Source organism: Pedococcus dokdonensis (genome assembly GCF_900104525.1).
Taxonomy (GTDB): Bacteria; Actinomycetota; Actinomycetes; order Actinomycetales; family Dermatophilaceae; genus Pedococcus; species Pedococcus dokdonensis.
On record NZ_LT629711.1, the window covers coordinates 2,599,320 to 2,619,611 of the forward strand.

Genomic DNA, 20,292 nt, shown 5'->3' on the forward strand with positions numbered 1-20,292 from the left:
TTGCAGATCAACGAATCCACCGTCGCCCTCGTCACCGGCGGAGCGAGCGGGCTCGGCGGGGCCACGGTGCGCCGCCTGCACGCCGATGGTGCCGCCGTCGTCATCCTCGACCTGCCGTCCTCGCCGGGCGAGGCACTCGCGGCCGAGCTGGGTGAGCGGGCCAGGTTCGTGGCCACGGACGTGCGCGACGAGTCGCAGGTGCAGGCCGCGATCGACGTCGCCCGCGAGCTCGGCACGCTGCGGATCGTCGTCAACTGCGCCGGTGTCGGCACCCCGGGCCGGGTCGTCGGCAAGCGCGGACCGCTGCCCCTGGAGCAGTTCGCGAACGTCATCAACATCAACCTGATCGGCACCTTCAACGTGCTGCGCCTCGCCGCCGCGGCGATGCTCGACAACGAGCCGGTCGACGGTGACCGTGGCGTGGTCGTCATGACCGCGTCCATCGCCGCCTACGACGGTCAGGTCGGACAGGCCGCGTATGCCGCGAGCAAGGGTGGCGTCGTCGGCCTCACCCTCAGCGCCGCCCGCGACCTCGCGGACAAGGCGATCCGCGTGATGACGATCGCGCCCGGGACCTTCGAGACGCCCATGCTGGCGGGGCTGCCGCCCGAGGCGACCGCCGTCCTCGAGGCCCAGGTGCCCCACCCGTCGCGACTGGGGAAGCCCGAGGAGTACGCCAACCTGGTCGCGCACGTCGTGGACAACTCGATGCTGAACGGCGAGGTCGTCCGGCTCGACGGCGCGCTGCGGATGCCCCCGCGCTGACGAGTGGCCGACTTCTGCGGGTCGGAGGCCCGCGATGGTGCTGCAAGCAGGGCGATTGGCCGGTTTTTGGCGAAACCCTTGCGCGCCGCCCCGGCGTCGGGCCAAGATCAGCGGACCTCCTTCGGGAGGCCAGTCCCCTCCGGGGGACACGAGACCCGGCCAACTCATACTTGGCCGGGTCTCACCTTTTGTAACAGGGGAGGCAGACCCGGCCGGTGACCGACACGCGTCGGCCGCGTAAACAGTGACCGACCACACGCTCCCTGCACGAACCTTTGCTAGCAAAGGAAACCGGGTGAAGGACAGGTTGCACCCTGTCCCTCACCCGGTTTCCTGTGCTGGGATGCGACCGCCGCGGCCGCGTCAGACGGAGCTGGCGAACGCGTCCTCGAGGATGTCCAGGCCCTCGGAGAGCAGGTCGTCACCCGATGACAGCGGCGGCAGGAACCGGAACACGTTGCCGAACGTGCCGCAGGTCAGGGTCACCAGGCCCTGCGCGTGGCAGGCCTTGTTGATCCGGCCGGTGAGGTCGGCGTCCGGGGTCTTGCGCTCGAGGTCGCTGACCAGCTCGACGGCCAGCATCGCCCCACGACCCCGGATGTCACCGATCACGCCGTACTTGTCGGCGAGCGCCTCCAGCCGCGGCCGGAACAGCGCCTCGACCGCCCGCGCCCGACCGGCCAGGTCGTCCACCTTCATCGTCTCGATCGACGCGAGGGCACTGGCGCAGGCGACGGGGTTGCCGCCATACGTGCCGCCGAGGCCACCGACGTGGATGGCGTCCATGACGTCGGCACGGCCGGTGAGGGCGGCCAACGGCATGCCGCCCGCGATCCCCTTCGCGGTGGTGATCAGGTCGGGCACGACGTCTTCGTGCTCGGACGCGAACCAGTCGCCGGTGCGGCAGAAGCCGGTCTGCACCTCGTCCGCGATGAACAGGATGCCCTGCGCGGTGCACCAGTCGGACACCCGCTTCATGAACCCGGGCGCCGGCACGATGAACCCGCCCTCACCCTGGATCGGCTCGAGGATCACCGCGGCCGTGTTGTCCTCGCCGACCTGGGCGTGCACGAGGTCGACGAACTCGGCGAACGCCTCGTCCGCACACTGCTCCGGACCGGTCGGCCAGCGGTAGGGGTAGGCCATCGGCACGCGGTAGATCTCGCTCGCGAACGGGCCGAAGCGGTGCTTGTAGGGCATGTTCTTCGCGGTCAGGCCCATCGTCAGGTTGGTGCGGCCGTGGTAGGCGTGGTCGAACGCGACGACGCCCTGGCGCCCGGTGAAGTGACGCGCGACCTTGACGGCGTTCTCGACGGCTTCGGAGCCGGAGTTGAAGAGCGCGGACCGCTTCTCGTGGTCGCCGGGGGTGAGCTCGGCCAGCGCCTCCGCGACGTCGAGGTACTCCTCGTAGGGGGTGACCATGAAGCAGGTGTGCGTGAAGTCGTTGATCTGCGCGGTCACGGCGTCGATGACCCGCTGGTTGCCGTTGCCGACGGTGGTGACGGCGATGCCCGAGCCGAAGTCGATCAGCTGGTTGCCGTCGACGTCGCGCAGGATGCCGCCCGCCGCCTGCTCGATGTAGACCGGGAGCCCGGTGCCCACGCCGGCCGAGACCGCGGCCAGCTTGCGCTGCTGGAGGGCCTGGCTCCTCGGCCCGGGGATGCTGGTGGCGAGGACGCGCTTCTGTTCGAGCATGCGCCGAGCATAGGACCGCGGCTGCGCGCCGAGAAGGTGCAGGTATGCCGCGTGGGTGCGGCGCGGCATACCTCCCCCTAGCGTGGGGGCATGGCAGCGAAGGCGAGCTCTCCCGCGGTGGAGGTCGAGGTCGGGGACCGAGAGGTGCGCATCTCCAACCCGGACCGCGTGTACTTCCCGGCCCGGGGTGAGACCAAGCTCGACCTGGTCAACTACTACCTGTCCGTCGGCGACGGGATCGTGAACGCGCTGCGCGAGCGGCCGTGCATGCTGCACCGGTTCCCCAAGGGCGTCGGCGGTGGCGACAAGGTGCACCAGAAGCGCATCCCGCAGGGTGCGCCTCCGTGGGTCGACACCGTCCGGCTCACCTTCCCCCGCTGGAACCGGACCGCCGACGAGCTCTGTGTGACCGAGCTGGCCCAGGTGATCTGGGCGGTGCAGATGTCGACCGTCGAGTTCCACCCCTGGAACAGCCGGCGGGCCGACGTCGAGAAGCCGGACGAGTGGCGGATCGACCTCGATCCCGGGCCTGACTGCCCCTGGGAGCGGGTGCAGCGGGTCGCGCACGTCGCCCACGAGGTGCTCGACGAGCTCGGCGCGGTGGGCTGGCCGAAGACCAGCGGCGGGTCGGGGATGCACGTCTACGTGCGGATCAAGCCGGAGTGGGGCTTCAAGGACGTGCGCCGGGGAGCGCTGGCCTTCGCGCGCGAGGTGGAGCGGCGGATGCCCGACGACGTGACGACGACCTGGTGGCGCAAGGACCGCGACCCGGCCGACCTGTTCGTCGACTACAACCAGAACGCCCGCGACCACACCATCGCGGCGGCCTACTCGGTGCGGGGCAACGCGATCGGCACGGTGTCGGCGCCGATCCGGTGGGACGAGGTCGACGACGTCGAGCCCGACGACTTCACCATCGCGACCATGCCGGCGCGCTACGCCGAGCTGGGCGACCTGCACGCGGGGATCGACGACGCCGTGTTCGAGATCGACCAGCTGGTCGAGTGGGCCGAGCGCGACGAGCGCGAGGGGGCGGCCGAGCCGCCGGAGCCCGAGACGGACTGAGTCCGGCGCGCTTCCGCGCCAGCGGGTGCGACAGGGGCACAGGACCGCAGGTGCGGGGGTATTGTCATCCTCATGCCGCTGATGAGGATCAAGGATGCCGCGTCGTTCCTCGGCGTCAGCGACGACACCGTGCGGCGCTGGGTCGACAGCGGCGCGCTCGCCGCCGAGAGCGACGACGCCGGGCGCAAGGTGGTCGACGGCTACCAGGTCGCACTCCTCGCCCGCGAGCAGGCGCGCACCGTGGCCGACCCGAGCGGCATCGGGCGGTCGGCCCGCAACCGGTTCGTCGGGCTCGTGACCGACATCAAGCGCGACACCGTGATGGCCCAGGTCGAGATGCAGTGCGGTCCGTTCCGCGTGGTGTCCCTGATGAGCACCGAGGCGGTCGACGACCTCGGCCTGGAACTCGGGTCGGTCGCCATTGCGGTCGTCAAGTCCACCACCGTCATCGTCGAGACTCCCGAAGGAGCGTCATGACCATCCTCTCCCATCGCGCCCTGCGGTCCCTGGGCTTGCCTGCGGGACTGGCGCTCCTCCTGACGACCGCAGCCTGCGGGTCGGGATCGTCGGACGACGAGTCGCCGCAGGGGGGCGGATCGTCGTCGACCTTGTCCGGCGGCGGCGAGCTCACTGGCACCGTCACCGTGTTCGCCGCCGCCTCGCTGAAGAAGACGTTCACCGAGATCGGCGCCGAGTTCGAGAAGGCGCACCCGGGTGTGACGGTGACCTTCAACTTCGCGGGCTCCTCCGACCTGGTCGCCCAGATCCAGCAGGGTGCCCCCGCCGACGTGTTCGCCTCCGCCGACACCAAGAACATGGACAAGGCCACCGGCGACTCGCTCACCGCGGCGGCACCGGTCGCCTTCGCCTCCAACACCCTCGAGATCGCCGTGCCGCCCGGCAACCCGGCCAAGATCGCCGGCCTGGCCGACCTGGCCAGGCCCGGCGTCAAGGTCGTGCTCTGCGCCCCTGAGGTGCCCTGCGGCGCGGCCGCCGCGAAGGTCGAGGCCGCCGGCAAGATCGACCTCAAGCCGGTCAGCGAGGAGCAGTCCGTCACCGACGTCCTCGGCAAGGTGACCGCGCAGGAGGCTGACGCCGGGCTGGTCTACGTCACCGACGTCAAGGGAGCGGGCGACGCCGTCGAGGGAGTCGAGTTCCCCGAGTCGTCGTCGGCCGTGAACACCTACCCGATCGCCGCCCTGAAGAACAGCAGGAACGCCACCGCAGCCGCGGCCTTCGTGCAGGCGGTCACCGGCGACCTCGGTCAGGGCATCCTCGCGGCGGCCGGGTTCGGGAAGCCCTGACGAGCCCCGTCGTGCCCCACACCCCCCGACCCCGCCCCGTCCCCGGACGACCGCGGCTGGGCCTGCCCGCCTGGGTGTTCGTCCCCGCCGCGGTCGGCGGGCTGTTCGTGGTGCTCCCCCTCGTGGCGATGCTCACCCGGGTCGAGTGGCGCAGCTTCGGGTCGCTGATCACCTCCGACTCGTCCCGAGCGGCCCTCGAGCTCAGTCTGCGGACGTCGCTGGTGAGCACCCTGCTGTGCGTCCTGCTCGGCGTCCCGATGGCGCTCGTGCTGGCGCGGACCGACTTCCCGGGCCAGACGATCGCCCGCTCGCTGGTCCTCCTCCCGCTGGTCCTGCCGCCGGTGGTCGGGGGCATCGCGCTGCTCTACACGTTCGGGCGGCGCGGCCTGCTCGGCCACTCGATGGAGGTGCTCGGGCTCCAGATCGCGTTCTCCACCACCGCGGTGGTGATGGCCCAGACGTTCGTCGCGCTGCCGTTCCTCGTGGTGAGCCTCGAGGGCGCGCTCCGCACGGGCGGCCAGCGCTTCGAGGAGGTGGCCGCCACCCTCGGCGCCCGGCCGACCACGGTGTTCCTCCGCGTGACGCTCCCCCTGGTGCTGCCCGGGCTCGCGTCCGGTGCGGTGCTCGCGTTCGCGCGGGCCCTGGGCGAGTTCGGCGCGACGATCACGTTCGCCGGCAGCCTGCAAGGGGTCACCCGGACCCTGCCGCTCGAGATCTACCTCCAGCGCGAGACCGAACCGCAGGCTGCCGTGGCTCTGTCGCTCGTGCTGGTCGTCGTCGCCACGGTGGTCATCGCCCTCACCCGACGGTCGAGGTCGGCGCTGTGAGCGAGGTCGCGCGGTGAAGCTCGAGGCCCGGGTGGGCTTTCCTGACCGTGACGTCGACCTCGACCTCGCGGTTGCCGCAGGTCGCACGCTCGCCCTGCTCGGGCCGAACGGCGCCGGCAAGTCCACCCTGCTCGCCTCGGTCGCCGGACTGCTCCGTCCCGCGGCCGGTCGCATCACCCTCGACGACCGAGCGCTCTACTCGCACAACGGAAGTGACGACGCCAGCTGGGTGCCGCCGCACGCCCGTGGCGTCGCCCTGCTCGCCCAGGAAGCCCGCCTCTTCCCCCACCTGTCCGTCCTCGACAACGTCGCCTTCGGTCCCCGCAGTGCCGGTATGCCGCGTGGCCGCGCCCGCGAGGTGGCTCACGACTGGCTCACCCAGGTGGATGCGGGGGAGTTCGCCGAGCGTCGACCGTCGGCGCTGTCTGGTGGACAGGCGCAACGCGTCGCCATCGCCAGGGCCCTCGCCACCGAGCCGCACCTGCTGTTGCTCGACGAGCCGTTGTCCGCCCTCGACGTCGACTCCGCCCCGGCGATCCGCCAGCTGCTGCGCCGCGTGCTCGAGGGTCGCACGACGATCCTGGTCACCCACGACATCCTCGACGCGGTCCTGCTCGCCGACGACGTCGCCGTCCTCGAGGCCGGACGAGTCGTCGAGCAGGGACCCACCGCGCGCGTCCTGACCCGCCCGACGAGCCGGTTCGCCGCTCGGATCGCGGGTCTCAACCTGGTGCGGGGCACCGCTCACGGCACCACGGTCACGACATCGACCGGGCTGCACGTGGAGGGCCTGAGCGACGACCCGCTCCCCGACGGTGCGGCCGCCGTCGCCGTGTTCAGCCCGAGTGCGGTCGGCGTCTACCGGCAGGCGCCGGCCGGCAGCCCCCGCAACGTCGTGCACGCCAGAGTGACCGAGCTGGAACCGCACGGGCACCAGGTGCGGGTGCACACGGCACACCTGTCCGCGGACGTCACCCCCGCGGCGGTCGCCGAGCTGGACCTCGCCCCGGGGGCAGAGGTCGTGCTCACCGTCAAGGCCAGCGAGGTGGCCGTCTACGCCGCGTGACGGGCCGTCATCCCCCACACTCTCCTCATGGCCACCGACTCCGCGCTTGACACCCGGCCCCGCCGCGGGTGGTGGGCGCCCGCGCTCGTGATGGCACTGACCGTCGGTCAGCTGGGCGTGGGCGCGTTCGCCGGCCTGCAACAGTTCGAGGGCAAGGCATTCGGGGCCAGGCTGGTCGCCTACCCGGTGATGATGCTCGTCGTCCCCGGGGCGTGGTGGCTGGTGCACCGTGGCCGGGACGTGCGCGTGCCGTGGGGCGCCTTCGCGCTCGTCATGGCACCGTTCCTGATCGACGTCACCGGCAACACGCTCGACCTCTACGACTCGGTCGTGTGGTGGGACGACGCCAACCACTTCGTCAACTGGGTCCTGCTCTGTGCGGGGCTGGGGCTGTTGCTGCTCAACGGGATCCGCACCGCGTGGGCCCGGGTGCTGCTGGTCACCGGGCTGGGCGCGGTGCTGGCCATCGGGTGGGAGCTGGGTGAGTGGTACACCTTCATCCGGCACGGCACCGAGCTGGACACCGCATACCAGGACACCCTCGGTGACGAGGCGCTCGGCACCCTCGGCGCCTTCGTGGCCGGGCTGGTCCTGCGGCGACCCGGCCCTCGTCCCGACTGACTGGTCAGGCCTGCGCTTCGGAGCCCTCGCCGGCCTGCTCGCGCGCCGCCAGGGCGGCGGCGTAGTCGGGCAGCTCCTGGAGCGCGAAGTGGTTGCCGTCCGGGTCCTCGAAGTGGGTGAACCGGCCCCAGGGCAGGTCCTCCACGTCGGTGACGTCGACGCCACGGGCCTTCAGCTCGTCGTGCGCCGCGTCGGCGTCGGCGACCACCACCTGGATGTACTGCTTCGCGCCGTCGGCCAGCATGTCCATGCCCTTGACGAAGCAGAAGGAGCAGGCCGACCCGGGCGGGGTGATCTGGACGAACCGGAGGCCGGCCTCCTCGATGACCTGGTCCTGGTCGGCCTTCCACCCCACGACGTCCTCGTAGAACGCCTTGGTGCGGTCGATGTCGGTGACGTTCATGGGAATGAGCTCGATCTTGTAGTCCATGACCTGATCCTCTCGTCGCAACCCCGCCCTCCGAGGTTCTGGTCCCAGGCTAAGGAGGCTTCCGGCCAGTTCCTGACCGCAATGGACTCGGGATGGAGCGCAGCGCGCGCGGCGTTCCGAGGGGTCAGCTGGCCGGTTCGTGGGGACAACGACGGTGCAGCTCCTCGATGATCTCCTGCTCGCGCGCCAGTGCGGCCAGCCGCTCGGGGGTGGTCTCGTCAGCGGCGGTGGCGACCGACCAGTGGACCGGCCGGGTGGCGTCCTCGAGGGCCGCGAGCTCGGTCAGCAGCTCACGCACCGACGGGTGGGTCTTCTCGATGGGGTCGACGCCCGGTGCGGGGACTGCCGTGGGGGGCGCTGGGGCCTGCGCGGACTCGGTCACTGCGGCCTCCGGGGGATCGCGGAATGGGTCGCCCCGACTGCTTGAAGCCCTGTGATCATCATCCGAATTGTCGCGTTCTGTCAACGCTCGCGAGACCTACGAGGCGTCGGGCATCAGAGCTCGTGGGGGTGGACGTGGGCGTCGTGAGAGGCCACCCGGAGGGATCGTGCATCGAGGTCGGTGACCCTGACGTCCTCGAGCGGCGCCACCCGGTGGGCGCGCTGCCACCACCGGACGAGAGCAGCCACCACCAGTGGACCCTGCCTGGGGTCGGCGTCGTAACCCAGCCGTGAACCGCTGGCGTGCAGGCCGTAGACGACGTGCGTGACCCGGAGCCCGCCCTGCGGGCCGCGCTGCGACGACTCGACGCAGACCAGGTCGTGCACCAGCCCGAGCTCCGACCCGTCGTCGGCGAAGACCCGTGCGCCGAGCACGTCGTTGACCGAGGTCGTCGAGTCGTCGTCGGGCAGCGGACGGCGCGACGCGGTCGATCCGCCCGGCTCGGGTCGACCCGACGACCCGCCCGAACCAGCCCGCTCGTCACCGCCGCCCTTGGCCCCCGGGATCCTCGAGACCACGAACTCGTCGAGCCACCTCTCGAGCCCGAAGGACGAGGAAAGACCGGTCGCCGCCCGCGCGCTCACCTCGATCGCGGCGCCGATGCGGCTGACCTCGGCGATCGGCACGAAGCTGGCGCGCGGGTGGGGGTCCGGGTGCAGGCGGCGCCAGATCGCTATCACCCACGTGCCCAGCTTGCCGGGTAGCCCTCGGCCCAGGGCAGCCGGACCGATCTGCAGGCCGGTCACGGTCCAGCGGTCACCGTCCACCGCCAGGCCCAGGTCGTCGACGTTGCCGAGCAGCTCGCCGCCGGGACCGACGACCTGGTGGTCGAGGATCCGCAGGGCGACGCGGTGGCGGGTCGGCGCGGTGGTCCGCTTCGCGGTCACGTCACTGCCCCGCCTTCGTGAGCACCATCAGGGGGATCGCGGCCGCGGCCGCGACGAGGACGATCACGAGGTAGAGGCTGCCCAGGCCGTTGGCCAGCCGTCCGTTCACGTGGCGGCCCATGTAGGTGCGGTCGTTGGCCACCACCAGGATCGGGAAGTAGGTCAACGGCAGGGCGATGGCGCTGAAGACCACTGAGTACTCGGTCAGCATGATGGGGTCGACCGTGGTGAGCAGCACCCCGACCGCCGCGATGGACGACACCAGCAGCACGGTGTGGAAGCGAGCGGCCCTGAGCGGCTCGACGTACTTGCCCCACTGCCAACCGAAGTACTGCGCGATGCTGTAGCCCACCGACAGCCCGGTCTCGCACGCCGCCCCGAACGTCGCGGCGAAGAAGCCCAACAACACCAGAGCCAGCCCCAGCTTGCCCAGCGCGATCGTCACGGGGAGGGCGATCTGGCCGAGGGTGTCGACCTGGATCGCGTTGGGCTGGAAGACGACGGTGGCGCACCCGGCGATCGCCAGGGACAGCAGGCCACCGAGGGGAAAGCCGATGAAGACGTTGGCGCGCATGGTGCCAAGGTCCTTGGCCTTCCACCCCTCCTCGACACCACCTGAGGAGAAGAAGAAGACCTCGTATGGCGTCATGGCCGCGCCGAACAGGCCGACCGCGTAGTAGAAGTAGGTCAGGTGGCTCTCGTCGTGGGGGATGAGTGGGCGAGATGCCTGTCGCCACAACGCATCCCAGTCAGGACCGAGCTGCCACAACGCCACCGCGAAGACGATCAGCGACAGCCCGGCGAGTCCGAAGGCGTTCTCCAGGATCGAGAACTTGACCCTCCACAGGACCAGCCAGACCGCGGCGCCCACCACCGGGATCCAGAGGTAGGGGTTGACGCTCGTGGCCAGCTGGAGGGCGAGGGCGACGCCTCCGATCTCCGCGATGTAGGTGAGCAGGGTGACCGCCATCGACGCCACCAGGTTGGCCAGACCCATCCGCGGCCCGAGCCGTTCGCGGATCAGGTCGAACGTCGCCCGGCCCGACACCGCTGCGACCCGGCCGCTCATCTCGGCGAAGACGCAGATGCCGACGATGCCCACGATGACGACCCAGCCCAGCGACATACCGAACCGCGACCCGACCAGGCCGTTGGTGACCAGGTCCCCGATGTCGACGAAACCCCCGATGGCAGTGAGGATCCCGAGCGCCACGGCGAAGAGCTTCTTCACTCGAGGCCCTCCTTGGCATCGTCCATGCGGTCGGCCAGCTCGGCCAGCTCCCTCGCACTCGCCTGCATCTGGCCGACGTCGTCGCGGCGCACCGCCAGCCGGGCCGTCGCGAACGCGTCCGCGGTGTCGCCCAAGAGGTCCATGACGTCGTTGCGCAGGTCGTCCTGTCCGGCCACCGGGGGGTCGACGTTGCCGAAGCTGTCCTCGATCGGGCCGATGGCAGACTCGCCCGCGGTGACGACAGTGTCGGCGTACGCGTTGGTGACCTTGCCCTGCGCCCGGGTGCGCAGCACCAGCGAGCCGGTGCGCGCTTCACTGATCGCGGACGAGAGCGCGGCCTCCGCGTTGGCCTCGAAGGCCCCCGAGTCCGGCGCAGGCACGACACATCCGCCGAGCGCGAGGACGGCCACGGTGGCAGCTGCCAGCGCTGGACCGAGTCGTCGAAGCCCACTCACCGCGGCCGCCTCAGGAGCACGTAGCCCAGCACGCCGAGCATGCACAGATAGATGAGCCACCCCCCTGCCAGGGCAAGCCCTTCGGTCAATGCTTCACCTCGTTCGTCGGGTGTGCAACGACTAGTGGTTGCGCAGGGCGGTGATCAGCTCTGCCTTCGACATCGACGAGCGGCCCTCGATGCCGAGCTCGGCGGCGCGCTTGGCCAGGTCCTTCTTGGTCCAGTCCTCGTAGTCCCCACTGCGACCGCCCTTGGCTCCCACGGCCTTCCGCGACGTGTTCGAGGCGGCGTTGGAGATGCGGGCGGCCTTCTCCTTGCTGGCGCCGTCGTCACGCAACGCCTCGTACATCTCCGGGTCCTTGACGGACGGACCGGGCTTGCGTGCAGGCATCGTGACCTCCTGGACCCCGCGGGGTGGGTGTGCCGGTGGCGCGAGCGGGCGAGCACGTCACCACTTCGCTCGTACCCGGCGCGACCTGACGCAAACGGCGACGTTTGGGCACCGCGGCGCCGGGGCACCATACGAGGCGCAGGCACCGCCGCCCGGTGGTCCACGGGCGAAGGAGGGAACAGTTGTCCGACAGCCTCACCCGAGCCAGCGGGATCGTCTTCGACCTCGACGGCACGCTGGTCGACTCGACGTACGTACACACACTCTGCTGGTGGGAGGCCCTGCAGCAGTTCGGTCACGAGCGCCCGATGGCTGCGGTGCACCACACCGTGGGCATGGGCGCCGACCACCTGCTCGACCACCTGCTCGGCGACGGCCGCGACCGCAGCCAGGACGACGCCGTCACCGCAGCACACGACGTCCTGTTCAGCACCTGGCACGAGCGGTTGCACCCGCTCCCGTCGGCGCGCACCCTGTTGAACTGGTGCCGCGACGCGGGCCTGACGGTCGGGCTGGCGTCGTCCGGTGGGCAACGTGACCTCTGGGCGATGATGGACGTGCTCGACCACCCGGACTTCGACGTCATCGTCACCGGCGACGACGTCGACAGCACCAAGCCCGACACCGACGTCCTGGACGCGGCCCTGGATCGGGCCGGCCTGGACGCCGAGGACGTGCTCGTCGTCGGCGACTCCGTGTGGGACATGCAGGCCGCCCGTCGCGCCGGGGTGGTGCCGGTCGGTGTCGCGACCGGCGGCACCAGCGCGCCGGAGCTCGAGTCGGCCGGCGCCGAGCTCACCTACCAGGACCTCGCGGCACTGCTGGACGCCCTGCAGGAGGCCAAGCCGGCACCGGTCGCCGGCACGTGGGGCGCCCGTCCCTGAGGCTGCCGCAGGGGCAGCACTCAGGCACTCACCACAACCGCGGGAGCACCCGCTCGCCGACCTTCAGGAGGCCAGCGGCCGGGTCTCCTCCGCCTCGCACGGGGTTTCCTCGTCCGGCCCGGTCATGGCGGTCCGCAAGCGGTGCAGGATCGAGGCGAGCAGTCGCGACACCTGCATCTGGCTGACCCCCAGCACGGCGCCGATCTCTGACTGAGTGCGCTCCTCCACGAAGCGCAGGCGCACGATGAGCAGGTCGCGCTCGCTCAACCCCACCAGGGCATGGCGGAGGGCGTCGCCGTCGACGACGACGTCGTCGAACCACCGTTCGTCGCTGGCCGGGCCGGGACCATCCGTGAGGTCGAGCGGTGTGCCGTGATAGGCCATCGACGACGAGTGCACCTCGCGCACCTGGGCGGTGGTCACCTCCAGCCCCAGCGCCAGCTCCGCGTCGGTCGGCTCACGCAGCAGCACGTGCCGGAGCCGCTCCTGCTCGCCGGCCACCTCGGCACGCAGCTCCTGCAACCGCCGTGGCGGCCGCACCAGCCAGCCCTGGTCGCGGAAGTGCCGCTTGATCTCGCCCGAGATGGTCGGGACCGCGTATGCCGCGAAGCTGCTGCCGTGGCCGCACCGGTAGCCGTTGGCAGCCTTGACGAGGGCCATCCGGCCCACTTGCACGAGGTCGTCGCGCTCCATGCCTCGACCGTGGTAGCGACGGGCCACGCCGTCGACGAGGTCGAGGGTGAGCACCACGGCCTGACGGCGCAGCTCACCTCGGCGCCGGCCGTCGTGGCAGTTCTCCACCTCGGCCAGCAGGGCCTCGGCACGAAGGTGGTCCGGGCTCTGGGCCGCAGTGCCCGCCCGGTGGTCGAGCTCGGTCACCGGGCGGTCGGTGGCGTCGGAGGGGAGGGTGGACGAAGGCGCAGTGGGTGCCATGTGAATCCCTAGTTCGAGAGGGACACGGCACCGCTGTTGGACCTTGTGTCTTCGTCCACACAACCACCGGTTTGCCCGATTGGCAAGGGCAGGCCCTCTGGTTCGCGGCCTGACCAGGGGGTAGAGAGGTGCCATGGACGACAGTCAGGACCGACCGGACCAGAGCGCCCACGACGGTCGCGACGAGACCTCGCTCGAACGGCTCGACCGCAACTGGGACGAGCTGCTCCAGGAGCTGCGGGTCGTGCAGACCGGTGTCCAGATCCTGGCGGGCTTCCTGCTCACGCTGCCGTTCCAGCAGCGCTTCACGCAGATCGAGGACCTCAACAAGGTCGTCTTCCTCGTCGCCTTCGCCCTGGCGATCGTGGCCATCGCCTTCCTGGTGGCACCGGTGAGCGCCCACCGTCTGCTGTTCCGCCAGGGGCGCAAGGCGCAGCTGGTCGACCTCGCCAACCGTTGTGCCCGAATGGGTCTGCTCGCGCTCGCGCTCGCGGTGTCGGCCGTGGCCTTCGTCATCTTCGACGTGGTGACGGACACCGGGATGGCGATCGCCGCGGCCGCTGCGGCTCTGCTGCTCTTCGGGGTGAACTGGCTCCTGCTTCCCCTGGGCATCCGCCGACGCGCTGGACACCAGACCCGGCGGTAGCAACGCACTGCCGGCGGCGCCAGGGGTCGCCGCCGGCAGGCGTCAGCTCGCAGGGTTGGTCAGTCGTCGCCCTCTGCGGCCTCCGGCACCCCGCCGCTGGCAGGGTCGTCCTTCGTGCCGCCGGTGCCGCCCTCGTTGTGCGAACCGGGGCCGCCGTCGGTCTGCTCGTCCGCGCCGATGGCCGGTGCCCCGTCCTCGCGGATCGAGCCGTCCTCGGGGGTGGCGTTCTCGGACATGATCTGGCTCCTCACTCGTCGGAACTTGGCCGCCCGGCTCCTACCCGGTTGCTGCGACCGGAAACTCGGGAGTCGGGACACCGAACGTGACGTGATCGGCCAGAGCGTCAACCTGCCGCCGTGGCCGGACCCGTCCTAGGGCTGGACGTCGCGGTCCCAGTAGCGCAGCGCCGCGCACCGCCGCAGGAACTTGGCAGCGCTCGACCTGGTGACCTTCACGAACCCGTCGTCGAGCAGCTCGGCCACCCCGGCCGACTCCAGCAGCGGCCCGGAGGCCGTCGTGTAGCCGATGAACTTGTGGTGCGCGAAGGCGTCGGAGACGAAGTCCTTGGCCGTGCTCCGCGCGGCCAGGGCCGCGACGGACTGCTTGCCCGGCAGCAGCAGGACCGCGTCGTACAGGACCGACGGACCGCCGTCGACGGCCTGGTCGGCCGCGAGCACCGAGCCGTCGCTCAGGGTGACGCCGCCGACGACAGGAGCGACCGTCTCCAGCACGGCACCGACCTCGGCCACCGCGGCGCGGACCGACTCCAGCACGGCGGCATCCGTGCCATCGCTGACGAGGACGCCGAGCTTGCGGCCGGCGAAGGTGTCAGGCCCGTTCTTGAGGATGCTCAGCGCGTCGGACGGCGGCAGGTCGGTGATCGGCTGTCGCGCCGGCGTCGCAGGCTCGGGCAACGGCATACCCAGCCCCTCGGCCACGCCGACCGCGAGGTCATCGTGCACGTTCATCAGGTGCGCGAGCATCCGCGAGCGCACCTGGGGGCTCTCGCACTTGCCCAGCTCGAACGTGTAGGCCTTCACGATGTGGTCCTGCTCGACCGGCGTCTGGCTCACGAAGAACTGCCGGGCCTGGCTGTAGTGGTCAGCAAACGTCTCGGAGCGCACGCGGGCCTTGAGGCCCTCGATCGGCTCGGCGTAGCTCTGGAAGCCAGCCCTCGTGTCCGCTCGCGGCCCGCGCTCGGAACCACCGAAACCGTTGGGTTCGTAGTTGACCCGGCCCGTCGGCACCGCGGTCTGCATCTGCCCGTCGCGCTGGAAGTGCGCGACCGGGCAGCGTGGCGCGTTGATCGGCAGCTGGGTGAAGTTGGGCGTCCCGAGCCGGGACAGCTGGGTGTCGAGGTAGGAGAAGTTCCGGCCGTGCAGCAGCGGGTCGTTGGAGAAGTCCACGCCGGGCGGGATGTTGCCGGTGTGGAAGGCGACCTGCTCGGTCTCCGCGAAGTCGTTGTCGACGACCCGGTCGAGGGTCAGCCGTCCCACCACCTGCAGGGGGACCAGCTCCTCGGGGATGAGCTTCGTGGCGTCGAGCACGTCGAAGTCGAACTCCTGCGCGAACTCCTCGTCGAAGACCTGGACCGCGAGGTCCCACTGGGGGAAGTCCCCCGTCGTGATCGCGTCCCACAGGTCACGGCGGTGGAAGTCCGGGTCAGCGCCGTTGATCTTGACGGCTTCGTTCCACACCACGGACTGCATGCCCTGCAACGGTTTCCAGTGGAACTTCACAAAGGTCGACTCACCGCCCGCGTTCACGAAACGGAAGGTGTGGACGCCGAACCCCTCCATGAAGCGGAACGACCGGGGGATCGCCCGGTCCGACATCTGCCAGAGCGTCATGTGGATCGCCTCGGGCGTGAAGGAGACGAAGTCCCAGAAGTTGTCGTGCGCCGACTGTGCCTGGGGAAAGGCGCGATCCGGCTCCTCCTTCACGGCGTGCACGAGGTCGGGGAACTTGATCGCGTCCTGGATGAAGAAGACCGGGATGTTGTTGCCGACGATGTCCCAGTTGCCCTCGGTCGTGTAGAGCTTCACCGCGAACCCCCGCACGTCGCGGGCGAGGTCGAACGAGCCCTTCGCACCCGCGACCGTGGAGAACCGCACGAACGCCTCGGTCTTGCGTCCGACCTTCGAGAAGATCGCGGCTCGGGTGATCGCGGACAGGTCGGCCGTCGTCTCGAAGGTGCCGTGCGCGCCATACCCTCGCGCGTGGACGACGCGCTCGGGGATCCGCTCGTGGTCGAAGTGGAAGATCTTCTCCCGCATCGCGAAGTCCTCGAGCAGGGTCGGACCCCGCTCCCCCGCCCGGAGGCTGTTCTGGTCGTCCGCGAGCGGGATGCCCTGCGCGGAGGTGAGCACCTGCCCGTCCTCGACGGGCTGGTGGACCTCACCCCCGGACCCCACGACCTCGCCGGGCGGAGTCCCACCCGCGGTCGGCTTCCGGCCGGTCGACTTCTTCCCCTTCGCCGGCTTCGACGCACCCTTGCTGCTGGCCTTGGTGGGCATGGCTCCCTCTCGTCCGCGGTTCTCGGTCTCGAGGTATGCCGTGCCCCACCCGGCCGCACCGCAAACCTGACGTCGCCTGAGGCGCGGTTTCGGGCCGAGCCCACCGGGTAGTCCTGCGACGACTGGGGCAGACTCCCAGGTGAGCCGAAATGAGAGGAGACGGGCATGCAGAAGCACGAGTGCCCACGGTGCGGCTCGGCCAAGGCCACCACGATCATGCTGCCGCCGGGCAAGGACTCGACGGAGCAGCGCCCCCACCCGGCGTTCCGGTGCCTGGCCTGTGACACCCAGTGGTCCGACGAGGCCGAGTGGTCGCGCCTGCACGCCGACGCACCCGCCGAGGCCGGGGACCCGGCCACCCCGGCGGGTGAGGACGCCTAGAGGTCGACCTGCTCGTTGTCACCCTCGTAGCGCTGCCCGGTGACCTTGGCCTTGAGCAGGTTGGCCACCTGCACGACCTTGCTGCCAGGGCTGTCCCAGTACTCCGCGCTGGTGCCGTCGACCTCGATGATGATGTTGTTCGGGTTGTCCGGGCCGCCCTCCAGCCACGCATCGGTGAAGCTGTCCCAGTACTTCTCCAGCTCGGCCGGGTCCGAGACCACGCGAGCGAACCCGCTCAGCGACACCCAGCTGCCCGAGGACGAGTAGGACACGTTCACCTGGGGGTGCGCCTCGAGGTGGGCGACCTTGTGGGAGGCGCGCTCGGCGATGAAGCGGACGGTGCCGTCGAAGTCGACGTCCTGGGTGGCCATCGGGTGGCTCATCAAGCGGCCGTCGGGGGCGACGGTGGTGAGCATGGCGATCTTGATGCCGTCGATCAGCTCGGCGACCTTGGCGGTCTGGTCGGTCTGGGTGTCGGACACGGAAGCTCCTCGGTTCGGGTGTGGTCTCTCCCAGCGCCCTACCCGTTCGGCCGCGACCCACACGTCGAGTTCGCCGCAGGCCGTCAGCCGGCGCCCGCCAGGTCGACCGACAACCCGGCGAGGTAGTCGGCGAAGCCGCCCCGCACCCGGCTCGTGCGGCGGCCGGAGGTGCGCACCGGATCCTCGCCCGTCGCCAGCACCGGCGCGCCCGCGGCGCGCAGGCGTCGCACGAGGTCCACGTCCTCGCCGCAGGCCAAGGGCTTGAACCCGCCGACCCGCTCGTAGGCGTCGAGCGCGAAGCCGAGGTCGGCGCCATACACGTGGTCGTGCCCCGCGGGATGGCTGTGCAGGGCGGTCCAGCGGCGCAGGAGCGCCTGCTCGGCCGGCTCGAGCTCGGGCTGCACGCTGCCGACCCGGCACGCGAATCCCCGGTCCGCACAGTCCACCTGGGCGACCAGCCAGCCGGGGGGCACCTCGCTGTCGGCGTCGGTGCACGCCACCCAGACCCGGGCCGGACCCGAGTCCGCCGCCATGGCACGCACTCGGCGCACGCCGGCCGCCCGGGCGCCGCCGGGCGTGAGCTCGCTGACGTGGATGGCGTCCACCGTCGCGACACCGGCCACCACGGCAGCCGTGTCGTCGACGCAGCCGTCGAGGACGACGGTGACGCGCACCTCGAGGTCTGGGCGCCCGGCCAGGAGCTCGGTGCCCGCAGCGCCCAGGGAACGCAGGCACCGCCCGATGAGCGCGGCCTCGTTGCGGGCGGGCACGACGACGTGCACCACCTGCACCCCACTCACCGGTGTGGGTCCGGCCAGTCGGCGGGGGCCGCGTGGACGACGATCTCCACGTCGCGGTCGCGGTATCGCGCGGCCTGCGGCGGGAGCCGTTCGTCTTGGAACGCGCGGTGGACCGCTGCGCCGTCGAGCGGCCAGCCCCGGACCGGATGGCGCCAGTGGCACAGCACGAGGGCGCCGTCGGGCGCGAGACCGTCGACGACGCGGTCGACCAACCCGGCCAACGCTGCGGGAGAGAGGAAGTAGCCCACCTCCGAGACCACGACGAGGTCGAACGCTCCCTCCGGCCACTCACCCGGGACGCTCAGCAAGCGGAGGTCGACGCGGTCCGGCAACCGGTGTCGGGCCAGCTCGAGCGCTGCGGGCGAGGAGTCGACGGCCACCACGGCGTCCGCGCGGTCCAGCAGCGCCTCGGTCAGCACCCCGGTGGAGCACCCGACCTCCAGCGCGCGGCCGAACCGGGGCCTCGGCAGCGTGGCGAGCAGCAGGGCCCGCTTGCGCTGCTCGTACCACCGTGACGCCGCACCCCAGGGGTCCTGGTCCTCGACGTGGAGACGATCCAGGCGTCCGTCCCGCGCGTGCTCGGCCGCGGTGAGCACGAAGTATTCCGCTGCGCCCGCGAAGTGGGCGAGCATCGAGGCGGTCAGCAGGACCTCGTCACCCGGCTGGTCCGACAAGGCCTCCACCTGGCTCGTGTGGCTCAGGATGGCTGCCTGCTTCGCTGCCCGTGCGGGTGGGGACAGGGGCAGCCACACCAAGGCGTCGAGGGGCAGGTCGTCCGCCTCGCCCGCGTGCCACAGCCAGACCGGGTACTCCGCCAGGGTGGCTCCGGTCCGGTGGGCGGCGGCCGCAGCGCAGCGTCCCATCGCCTCGTGGTCCGGGTGCCCGTCGGCTCGGTATGGCGCCACGAGCAGGCAGTCGCGCCCGTCACCGACGAGGTCGACGATGGCCTCGACCACGGCGTCGAGGTGGTCCGCGAGCTGGCCGTCCGGAAGACCGAGCCGTGTGACGGCAGACCGGGCGAGCCCCGCCGCCTCGGCGGCCCGGTCGAGCTCACCGCGTCGGCGCAGCGCCAGGCTGTCCGGATCGTGCGTGGGCGAAGCCGGGTGTGAGCCCTCACCGTCGGTCGCCACGACGAGCGAGGTCGACAGGCCGTCACCCGATGCCACGGCCAACAGACCGCCGGCACCGAGGCTCTCGTCGTCGGGGTGCGCTGCGACCACCACCAGCCGCGCGAACGGCGCGAGGTCGAGCTCGGGCAGGTCGGCAGCCTGGAGTGCGTCGGCCCAGACCTTCGGCAGGGTGGTTTCGTCGTCGTGGCTGAAGGCCCTCACCACGGTGGACCGTCCCCGGCTGCAGCCAGGGCCCGGCGGCCCAGGTCCGCCAGGTCCCGCTCCGCGTGGTGCTGGCGCACGTAGAGCCGCAGGTCGCTGACCCGCTGGACGTGCTCTGCATCGGTGGCCAGTGGGCCGGGGCCCATGGCGTGGTCGGCGACCTGCAGTGCTGTCTCCACGGCGTCGGCCACGATGCTGCGGGTGCGCGTCGCGACCAGCCCCGGATCCTCGTTCGACCCGCCGTCCGCAGCCCTGGCCGCCACCGCGAGCGCCTCTCGGGCCGTCGACACGGCGAGCTCGAGCTGGCCGACGTGCAGGTGGGCGACCTGGTCGGGCGGGCGTTGACCCACGTGTCGGGCCACCCGCCTGGCCACCGCCACCGCCGCCCCGAACCACACCGCTGCGACACCCACGCCGCCCCACGCGAAGCCCGGTCTCTGGAGGTACCACCCCGGCGCGCCGACGGGCCGGGCCAACACCCCCGACACGTCCATGCCGCAGCTGGTGACCTCGGGCAGGCCGTGGCTCACCCACGCGCCCTGCGCCGTGACGGGGGTGACACCCCGGTCACCGAGGGCGACCGCGAAGAGGCCGCGGGTGCTGTCGTCGACCCACGCCGTCACCAGCGCGTGGCTGACGCGGTCGGCCAGCGAGCACCACGGCTTGTGGCCGTCCAGGACCCAGCCCGACCCCCGCTGGGTCGCGGTGAGGCGCGGCCCCGGGCCCTCGGCGGCATACACGCCCCAGGTCGCGTCGCGCGGGACGGAGGTGGTCCGGTCGCCCCCACCGGCGCCAGCCACACCCTCGGACTCCGACTCGGCGAGGATCGCCAGGGCATCGAGGTGCGGCTCGACCACCCGCGCGACCGTGAGGTCGACGGATCCGATCGTGGCCAGGGCCGACCACAGCTGGGCGGTTCGTCCCTGCCCCGGCCGCTCGAGCCGTCGGCCCCACGTCCGCGCGAGCTGGAGTGCCGCGCCGACGGTGTCGGACGCGCAGGCAGCGCGGCCGGAGTCGTAACCCATGGCCGCGATCGTCTTGACCAGCTTCGGGTCGAGCGCGCGGTCCACGAGGACGAGCTGGGTGGTCCCCTGCGTGTTCACTCTTCCTCGCTACCCGTGGTGCGGGCGGCGCAAACTCC

The 20,292-nt window shown here is 71.3% G+C and carries 24 protein-coding genes; 10 read left to right on the top strand and 14 right to left on the bottom strand.

What is annotated here, in order from left to right; genetic code table 11:
• Positions 1–765 (top strand): SDR family NAD(P)-dependent oxidoreductase, encoded by a 765-nt coding sequence (locus tag BLQ34_RS12175; protein WP_091785830.1) that lies wholly within the window; start codon positions 1–3, stop codon positions 763–765.
• 363 nt (positions 766–1,128) lie between these two features.
• On the opposite strand, the gene gabT is transcribed toward BLQ34_RS12175, so the two are convergent.
• The gene (gene gabT / locus BLQ34_RS12180; protein WP_091789924.1) at positions 1,129–2,460 is read right to left on the bottom strand and encodes a 4-aminobutyrate--2-oxoglutarate transaminase; all 1,332 of its coding nucleotides are present in this window, start codon (positions 2,458–2,460) and stop codon (positions 1,129–1,131) included.
• Between the two features lie 90 nt (positions 2,461–2,550).
• Between gabT and ligD the strand changes: the two genes are divergently transcribed.
• The 6 genes from ligD (at position 2,551) to BLQ34_RS12210 (ending at position 7,343) form a co-directional block, all read left to right on the top strand.
• Complete coding sequence (gene ligD / locus BLQ34_RS12185) at positions 2,551–3,525, top strand: non-homologous end-joining DNA ligase (protein WP_091785833.1); 975 nt, start codon at positions 2,551–2,553, stop codon at positions 3,523–3,525.
• Positions 3,526–3,597: 72 nt separating this feature from the next.
• Complete coding sequence (locus tag BLQ34_RS12190; protein WP_091785835.1) at positions 3,598–4,002, top strand: TOBE domain-containing protein; 405 nt, start codon at positions 3,598–3,600, stop codon at positions 4,000–4,002.
• Positions 3,999–4,829 carry a molybdate ABC transporter substrate-binding protein gene (modA, locus tag BLQ34_RS12195; RefSeq protein WP_091785838.1) on the top strand — a complete coding sequence of 277 codons (831 nt, stop codon included), beginning with the start codon at positions 3,999–4,001 and terminating at the stop codon, positions 4,827–4,829. The genes BLQ34_RS12190 and modA overlap by 4 nt, the downstream gene beginning before the upstream one ends.
• Before the next feature lie 56 nt (positions 4,830–4,885).
• Complete coding sequence (locus BLQ34_RS12200) at positions 4,886–5,656, top strand: ABC transporter permease (protein ID WP_407946409.1); 771 nt, start codon at positions 4,886–4,888, stop codon at positions 5,654–5,656.
• 13 nt (positions 5,657–5,669) lie between these two features.
• Positions 5,670–6,722: a sulfate/molybdate ABC transporter ATP-binding protein gene (locus BLQ34_RS12205; RefSeq protein ID WP_091785846.1), complete on the top strand. Its 1,053-nt coding sequence runs from the start codon at positions 5,670–5,672 to the stop codon at positions 6,720–6,722.
• A gap of 27 nt (positions 6,723–6,749) precedes the next feature.
• The gene (locus tag BLQ34_RS12210) at positions 6,750–7,343 is read left to right on the top strand and encodes a hypothetical protein (RefSeq protein WP_091785849.1); all 594 of its coding nucleotides are present in this window, start codon (positions 6,750–6,752) and stop codon (positions 7,341–7,343) included.
• 4 nt (positions 7,344–7,347) lie between these two features.
• On the opposite strand, the gene BLQ34_RS12215 is transcribed toward BLQ34_RS12210, so the two are convergent.
• From BLQ34_RS12215 to BLQ34_RS12240, 6 genes are all read right to left on the bottom strand, one after another.
• Complete coding sequence (locus tag BLQ34_RS12215) at positions 7,348–7,773, bottom strand: VOC family protein (RefSeq protein WP_091785852.1); 426 nt, start codon at positions 7,771–7,773, stop codon at positions 7,348–7,350.
• Positions 7,774–7,897: 124 nt separating this feature from the next.
• The gene (locus BLQ34_RS12220; RefSeq protein WP_091785854.1) at positions 7,898–8,155 is read right to left on the bottom strand and encodes a hypothetical protein; all 258 of its coding nucleotides are present in this window, start codon (positions 8,153–8,155) and stop codon (positions 7,898–7,900) included.
• Between the two features lie 113 nt (positions 8,156–8,268).
• Complete coding sequence (locus tag BLQ34_RS12225) at positions 8,269–9,102, bottom strand: hypothetical protein (RefSeq protein WP_091785857.1); 834 nt, start codon at positions 9,100–9,102, stop codon at positions 8,269–8,271.
• Between the two features lies 1 nt (position 9,103).
• The gene (locus BLQ34_RS12230) at positions 9,104–10,333 is read right to left on the bottom strand and encodes an NRAMP family divalent metal transporter (protein WP_091785860.1); all 1,230 of its coding nucleotides are present in this window, start codon (positions 10,331–10,333) and stop codon (positions 9,104–9,106) included.
• A complete protein-coding gene (locus BLQ34_RS12235) occupies positions 10,330–10,713 on the bottom strand; it encodes a hypothetical protein (RefSeq protein WP_157693024.1) in 384 nt (127 codons plus the stop codon). The genes BLQ34_RS12230 and BLQ34_RS12235 overlap by 4 nt, the downstream gene beginning before the upstream one ends.
• Before the next feature lie 195 nt (positions 10,714–10,908).
• The gene (locus tag BLQ34_RS12240) at positions 10,909–11,178 is read right to left on the bottom strand and encodes a DUF7218 family protein (protein ID WP_091785866.1); all 270 of its coding nucleotides are present in this window, start codon (positions 11,176–11,178) and stop codon (positions 10,909–10,911) included.
• Positions 11,179–11,360: 182 nt separating this feature from the next.
• Between BLQ34_RS12240 and BLQ34_RS12245 the strand changes: the two genes are divergently transcribed.
• Positions 11,361–12,062 (top strand): HAD family hydrolase, encoded by a 702-nt coding sequence (locus BLQ34_RS12245; RefSeq protein ID WP_157693025.1) that lies wholly within the window; start codon positions 11,361–11,363, stop codon positions 12,060–12,062.
• A gap of 63 nt (positions 12,063–12,125) precedes the next feature.
• Here BLQ34_RS12245 and BLQ34_RS12250 read toward each other — a convergent pair whose 3' ends face one another.
• Positions 12,126–12,995 carry a sigma-70 family RNA polymerase sigma factor gene (locus BLQ34_RS12250; RefSeq protein ID WP_157693026.1) on the bottom strand — a complete coding sequence of 290 codons (870 nt, stop codon included), beginning with the start codon at positions 12,993–12,995 and terminating at the stop codon, positions 12,126–12,128.
• A gap of 133 nt (positions 12,996–13,128) precedes the next feature.
• Between BLQ34_RS12250 and BLQ34_RS12255 the strand changes: the two genes are divergently transcribed.
• Entirely contained in the window at positions 13,129–13,641 is a 513-nt protein-coding gene (locus tag BLQ34_RS12255; RefSeq protein WP_091785873.1) for a DUF6328 family protein, read from the top strand.
• A 59-nt stretch (positions 13,642–13,700) separates the two neighbouring features.
• On the opposite strand, the gene BLQ34_RS18815 is transcribed toward BLQ34_RS12255, so the two are convergent.
• Together BLQ34_RS18815 and BLQ34_RS12260 are read right to left on the bottom strand one after the other, a co-directional pair.
• On the bottom strand, positions 13,701–13,877 hold the full coding sequence (locus tag BLQ34_RS18815; protein WP_157693027.1) for a hypothetical protein: 177 nt from the start codon (positions 13,875–13,877) through the stop codon (positions 13,701–13,703).
• Positions 13,878–14,012: 135 nt separating this feature from the next.
• Complete coding sequence (locus tag BLQ34_RS12260) at positions 14,013–16,157, bottom strand: catalase (protein ID WP_091785876.1); 2,145 nt, start codon at positions 16,155–16,157, stop codon at positions 14,013–14,015.
• Between the two features lie 165 nt (positions 16,158–16,322).
• On the opposite strand from BLQ34_RS12260, the gene BLQ34_RS12265 reads away from it, so the two are divergent.
• Positions 16,323–16,538 carry a hypothetical protein gene (locus BLQ34_RS12265; RefSeq protein WP_091785879.1) on the top strand — a complete coding sequence of 72 codons (216 nt, stop codon included), beginning with the start codon at positions 16,323–16,325 and terminating at the stop codon, positions 16,536–16,538.
• On the opposite strand, the gene BLQ34_RS12270 is transcribed toward BLQ34_RS12265, so the two are convergent.
• The 4 genes from BLQ34_RS12270 to BLQ34_RS12285 all read right to left on the bottom strand — a co-directional run bounded on the left by BLQ34_RS12270 (position 16,535) and on the right by BLQ34_RS12285 (position 20,254).
• Positions 16,535–17,020, bottom strand: a complete 486-nt coding sequence (locus BLQ34_RS12270) for a pyridoxamine 5'-phosphate oxidase family protein (RefSeq protein ID WP_091785881.1) — start codon at positions 17,018–17,020, stop codon at positions 16,535–16,537. The two genes, BLQ34_RS12265 and BLQ34_RS12270, sit on opposite strands and share 4 nt — an antisense overlap.
• Positions 17,021–17,103: 83 nt before the next feature.
• Positions 17,104–17,820 carry a glycosyltransferase gene (locus BLQ34_RS12275; RefSeq protein ID WP_157693028.1) on the bottom strand — a complete coding sequence of 239 codons (717 nt, stop codon included), beginning with the start codon at positions 17,818–17,820 and terminating at the stop codon, positions 17,104–17,106.
• Positions 17,817–19,151 carry a bifunctional PIG-L family deacetylase/class I SAM-dependent methyltransferase gene (locus BLQ34_RS12280; protein WP_172829399.1) on the bottom strand — a complete coding sequence of 445 codons (1,335 nt, stop codon included), beginning with the start codon at positions 19,149–19,151 and terminating at the stop codon, positions 17,817–17,819. The genes BLQ34_RS12275 and BLQ34_RS12280 overlap by 4 nt, the downstream gene beginning before the upstream one ends.
• Positions 19,148–20,254 (bottom strand): acyl-CoA dehydrogenase family protein, encoded by a 1,107-nt coding sequence (locus BLQ34_RS12285; RefSeq protein ID WP_091785889.1) that lies wholly within the window; start codon positions 20,252–20,254, stop codon positions 19,148–19,150. Before BLQ34_RS12285 ends, BLQ34_RS12280 begins: the two co-directional genes overlap by 4 nt.
• Between the last annotated feature and the right edge of the window lie 38 nt (positions 20,255–20,292).

What these genes read in the sequence shown, in the direction of transcription:
- ligD (WP_091785833.1), top strand. Translation starts at nt 2,551, where the DNA reads ATGGCAGCGAAGGCGAGCTCTCCCGCGGTGGAGGTCGAGGTCGGGGAC.
- BLQ34_RS12250 (WP_157693026.1), bottom strand. Translation starts at nt 12,995, where the DNA reads ATGGCACCCACTGCGCCTTCGTCCACCCTCCCCTCCGACGCCACCGAC.
- gabT (WP_091789924.1), bottom strand. Translation starts at nt 2,460, where the DNA reads ATGCTCGAACAGAAGCGCGTCCTCGCCACCAGCATCCCCGGGCCGAGG.
- modA (WP_091785838.1), top strand. Translation starts at nt 3,999, where the DNA reads ATGACCATCCTCTCCCATCGCGCCCTGCGGTCCCTGGGCTTGCCTGCG.
- BLQ34_RS18815 (WP_157693027.1), bottom strand. Translation starts at nt 13,877, where the DNA reads ATGTCCGAGAACGCCACCCCCGAGGACGGCTCGATCCGCGAGGACGGG.
- BLQ34_RS12215 (WP_091785852.1), bottom strand. Translation starts at nt 7,773, where the DNA reads ATGGACTACAAGATCGAGCTCATTCCCATGAACGTCACCGACATCGAC.
- BLQ34_RS12265 (WP_091785879.1), top strand. Translation starts at nt 16,323, where the DNA reads ATGCAGAAGCACGAGTGCCCACGGTGCGGCTCGGCCAAGGCCACCACG.
- BLQ34_RS12190 (WP_091785835.1), top strand. Translation starts at nt 3,598, where the DNA reads ATGCCGCTGATGAGGATCAAGGATGCCGCGTCGTTCCTCGGCGTCAGC.
- BLQ34_RS12240 (WP_091785866.1), bottom strand. Translation starts at nt 11,178, where the DNA reads ATGCCTGCACGCAAGCCCGGTCCGTCCGTCAAGGACCCGGAGATGTAC.
- BLQ34_RS12260 (WP_091785876.1), bottom strand. Translation starts at nt 16,157, where the DNA reads ATGCCCACCAAGGCCAGCAGCAAGGGTGCGTCGAAGCCGGCGAAGGGG.
- BLQ34_RS12210 (WP_091785849.1), top strand. Translation starts at nt 6,750, where the DNA reads ATGGCCACCGACTCCGCGCTTGACACCCGGCCCCGCCGCGGGTGGTGG.
- BLQ34_RS12255 (WP_091785873.1), top strand. Translation starts at nt 13,129, where the DNA reads ATGGACGACAGTCAGGACCGACCGGACCAGAGCGCCCACGACGGTCGC.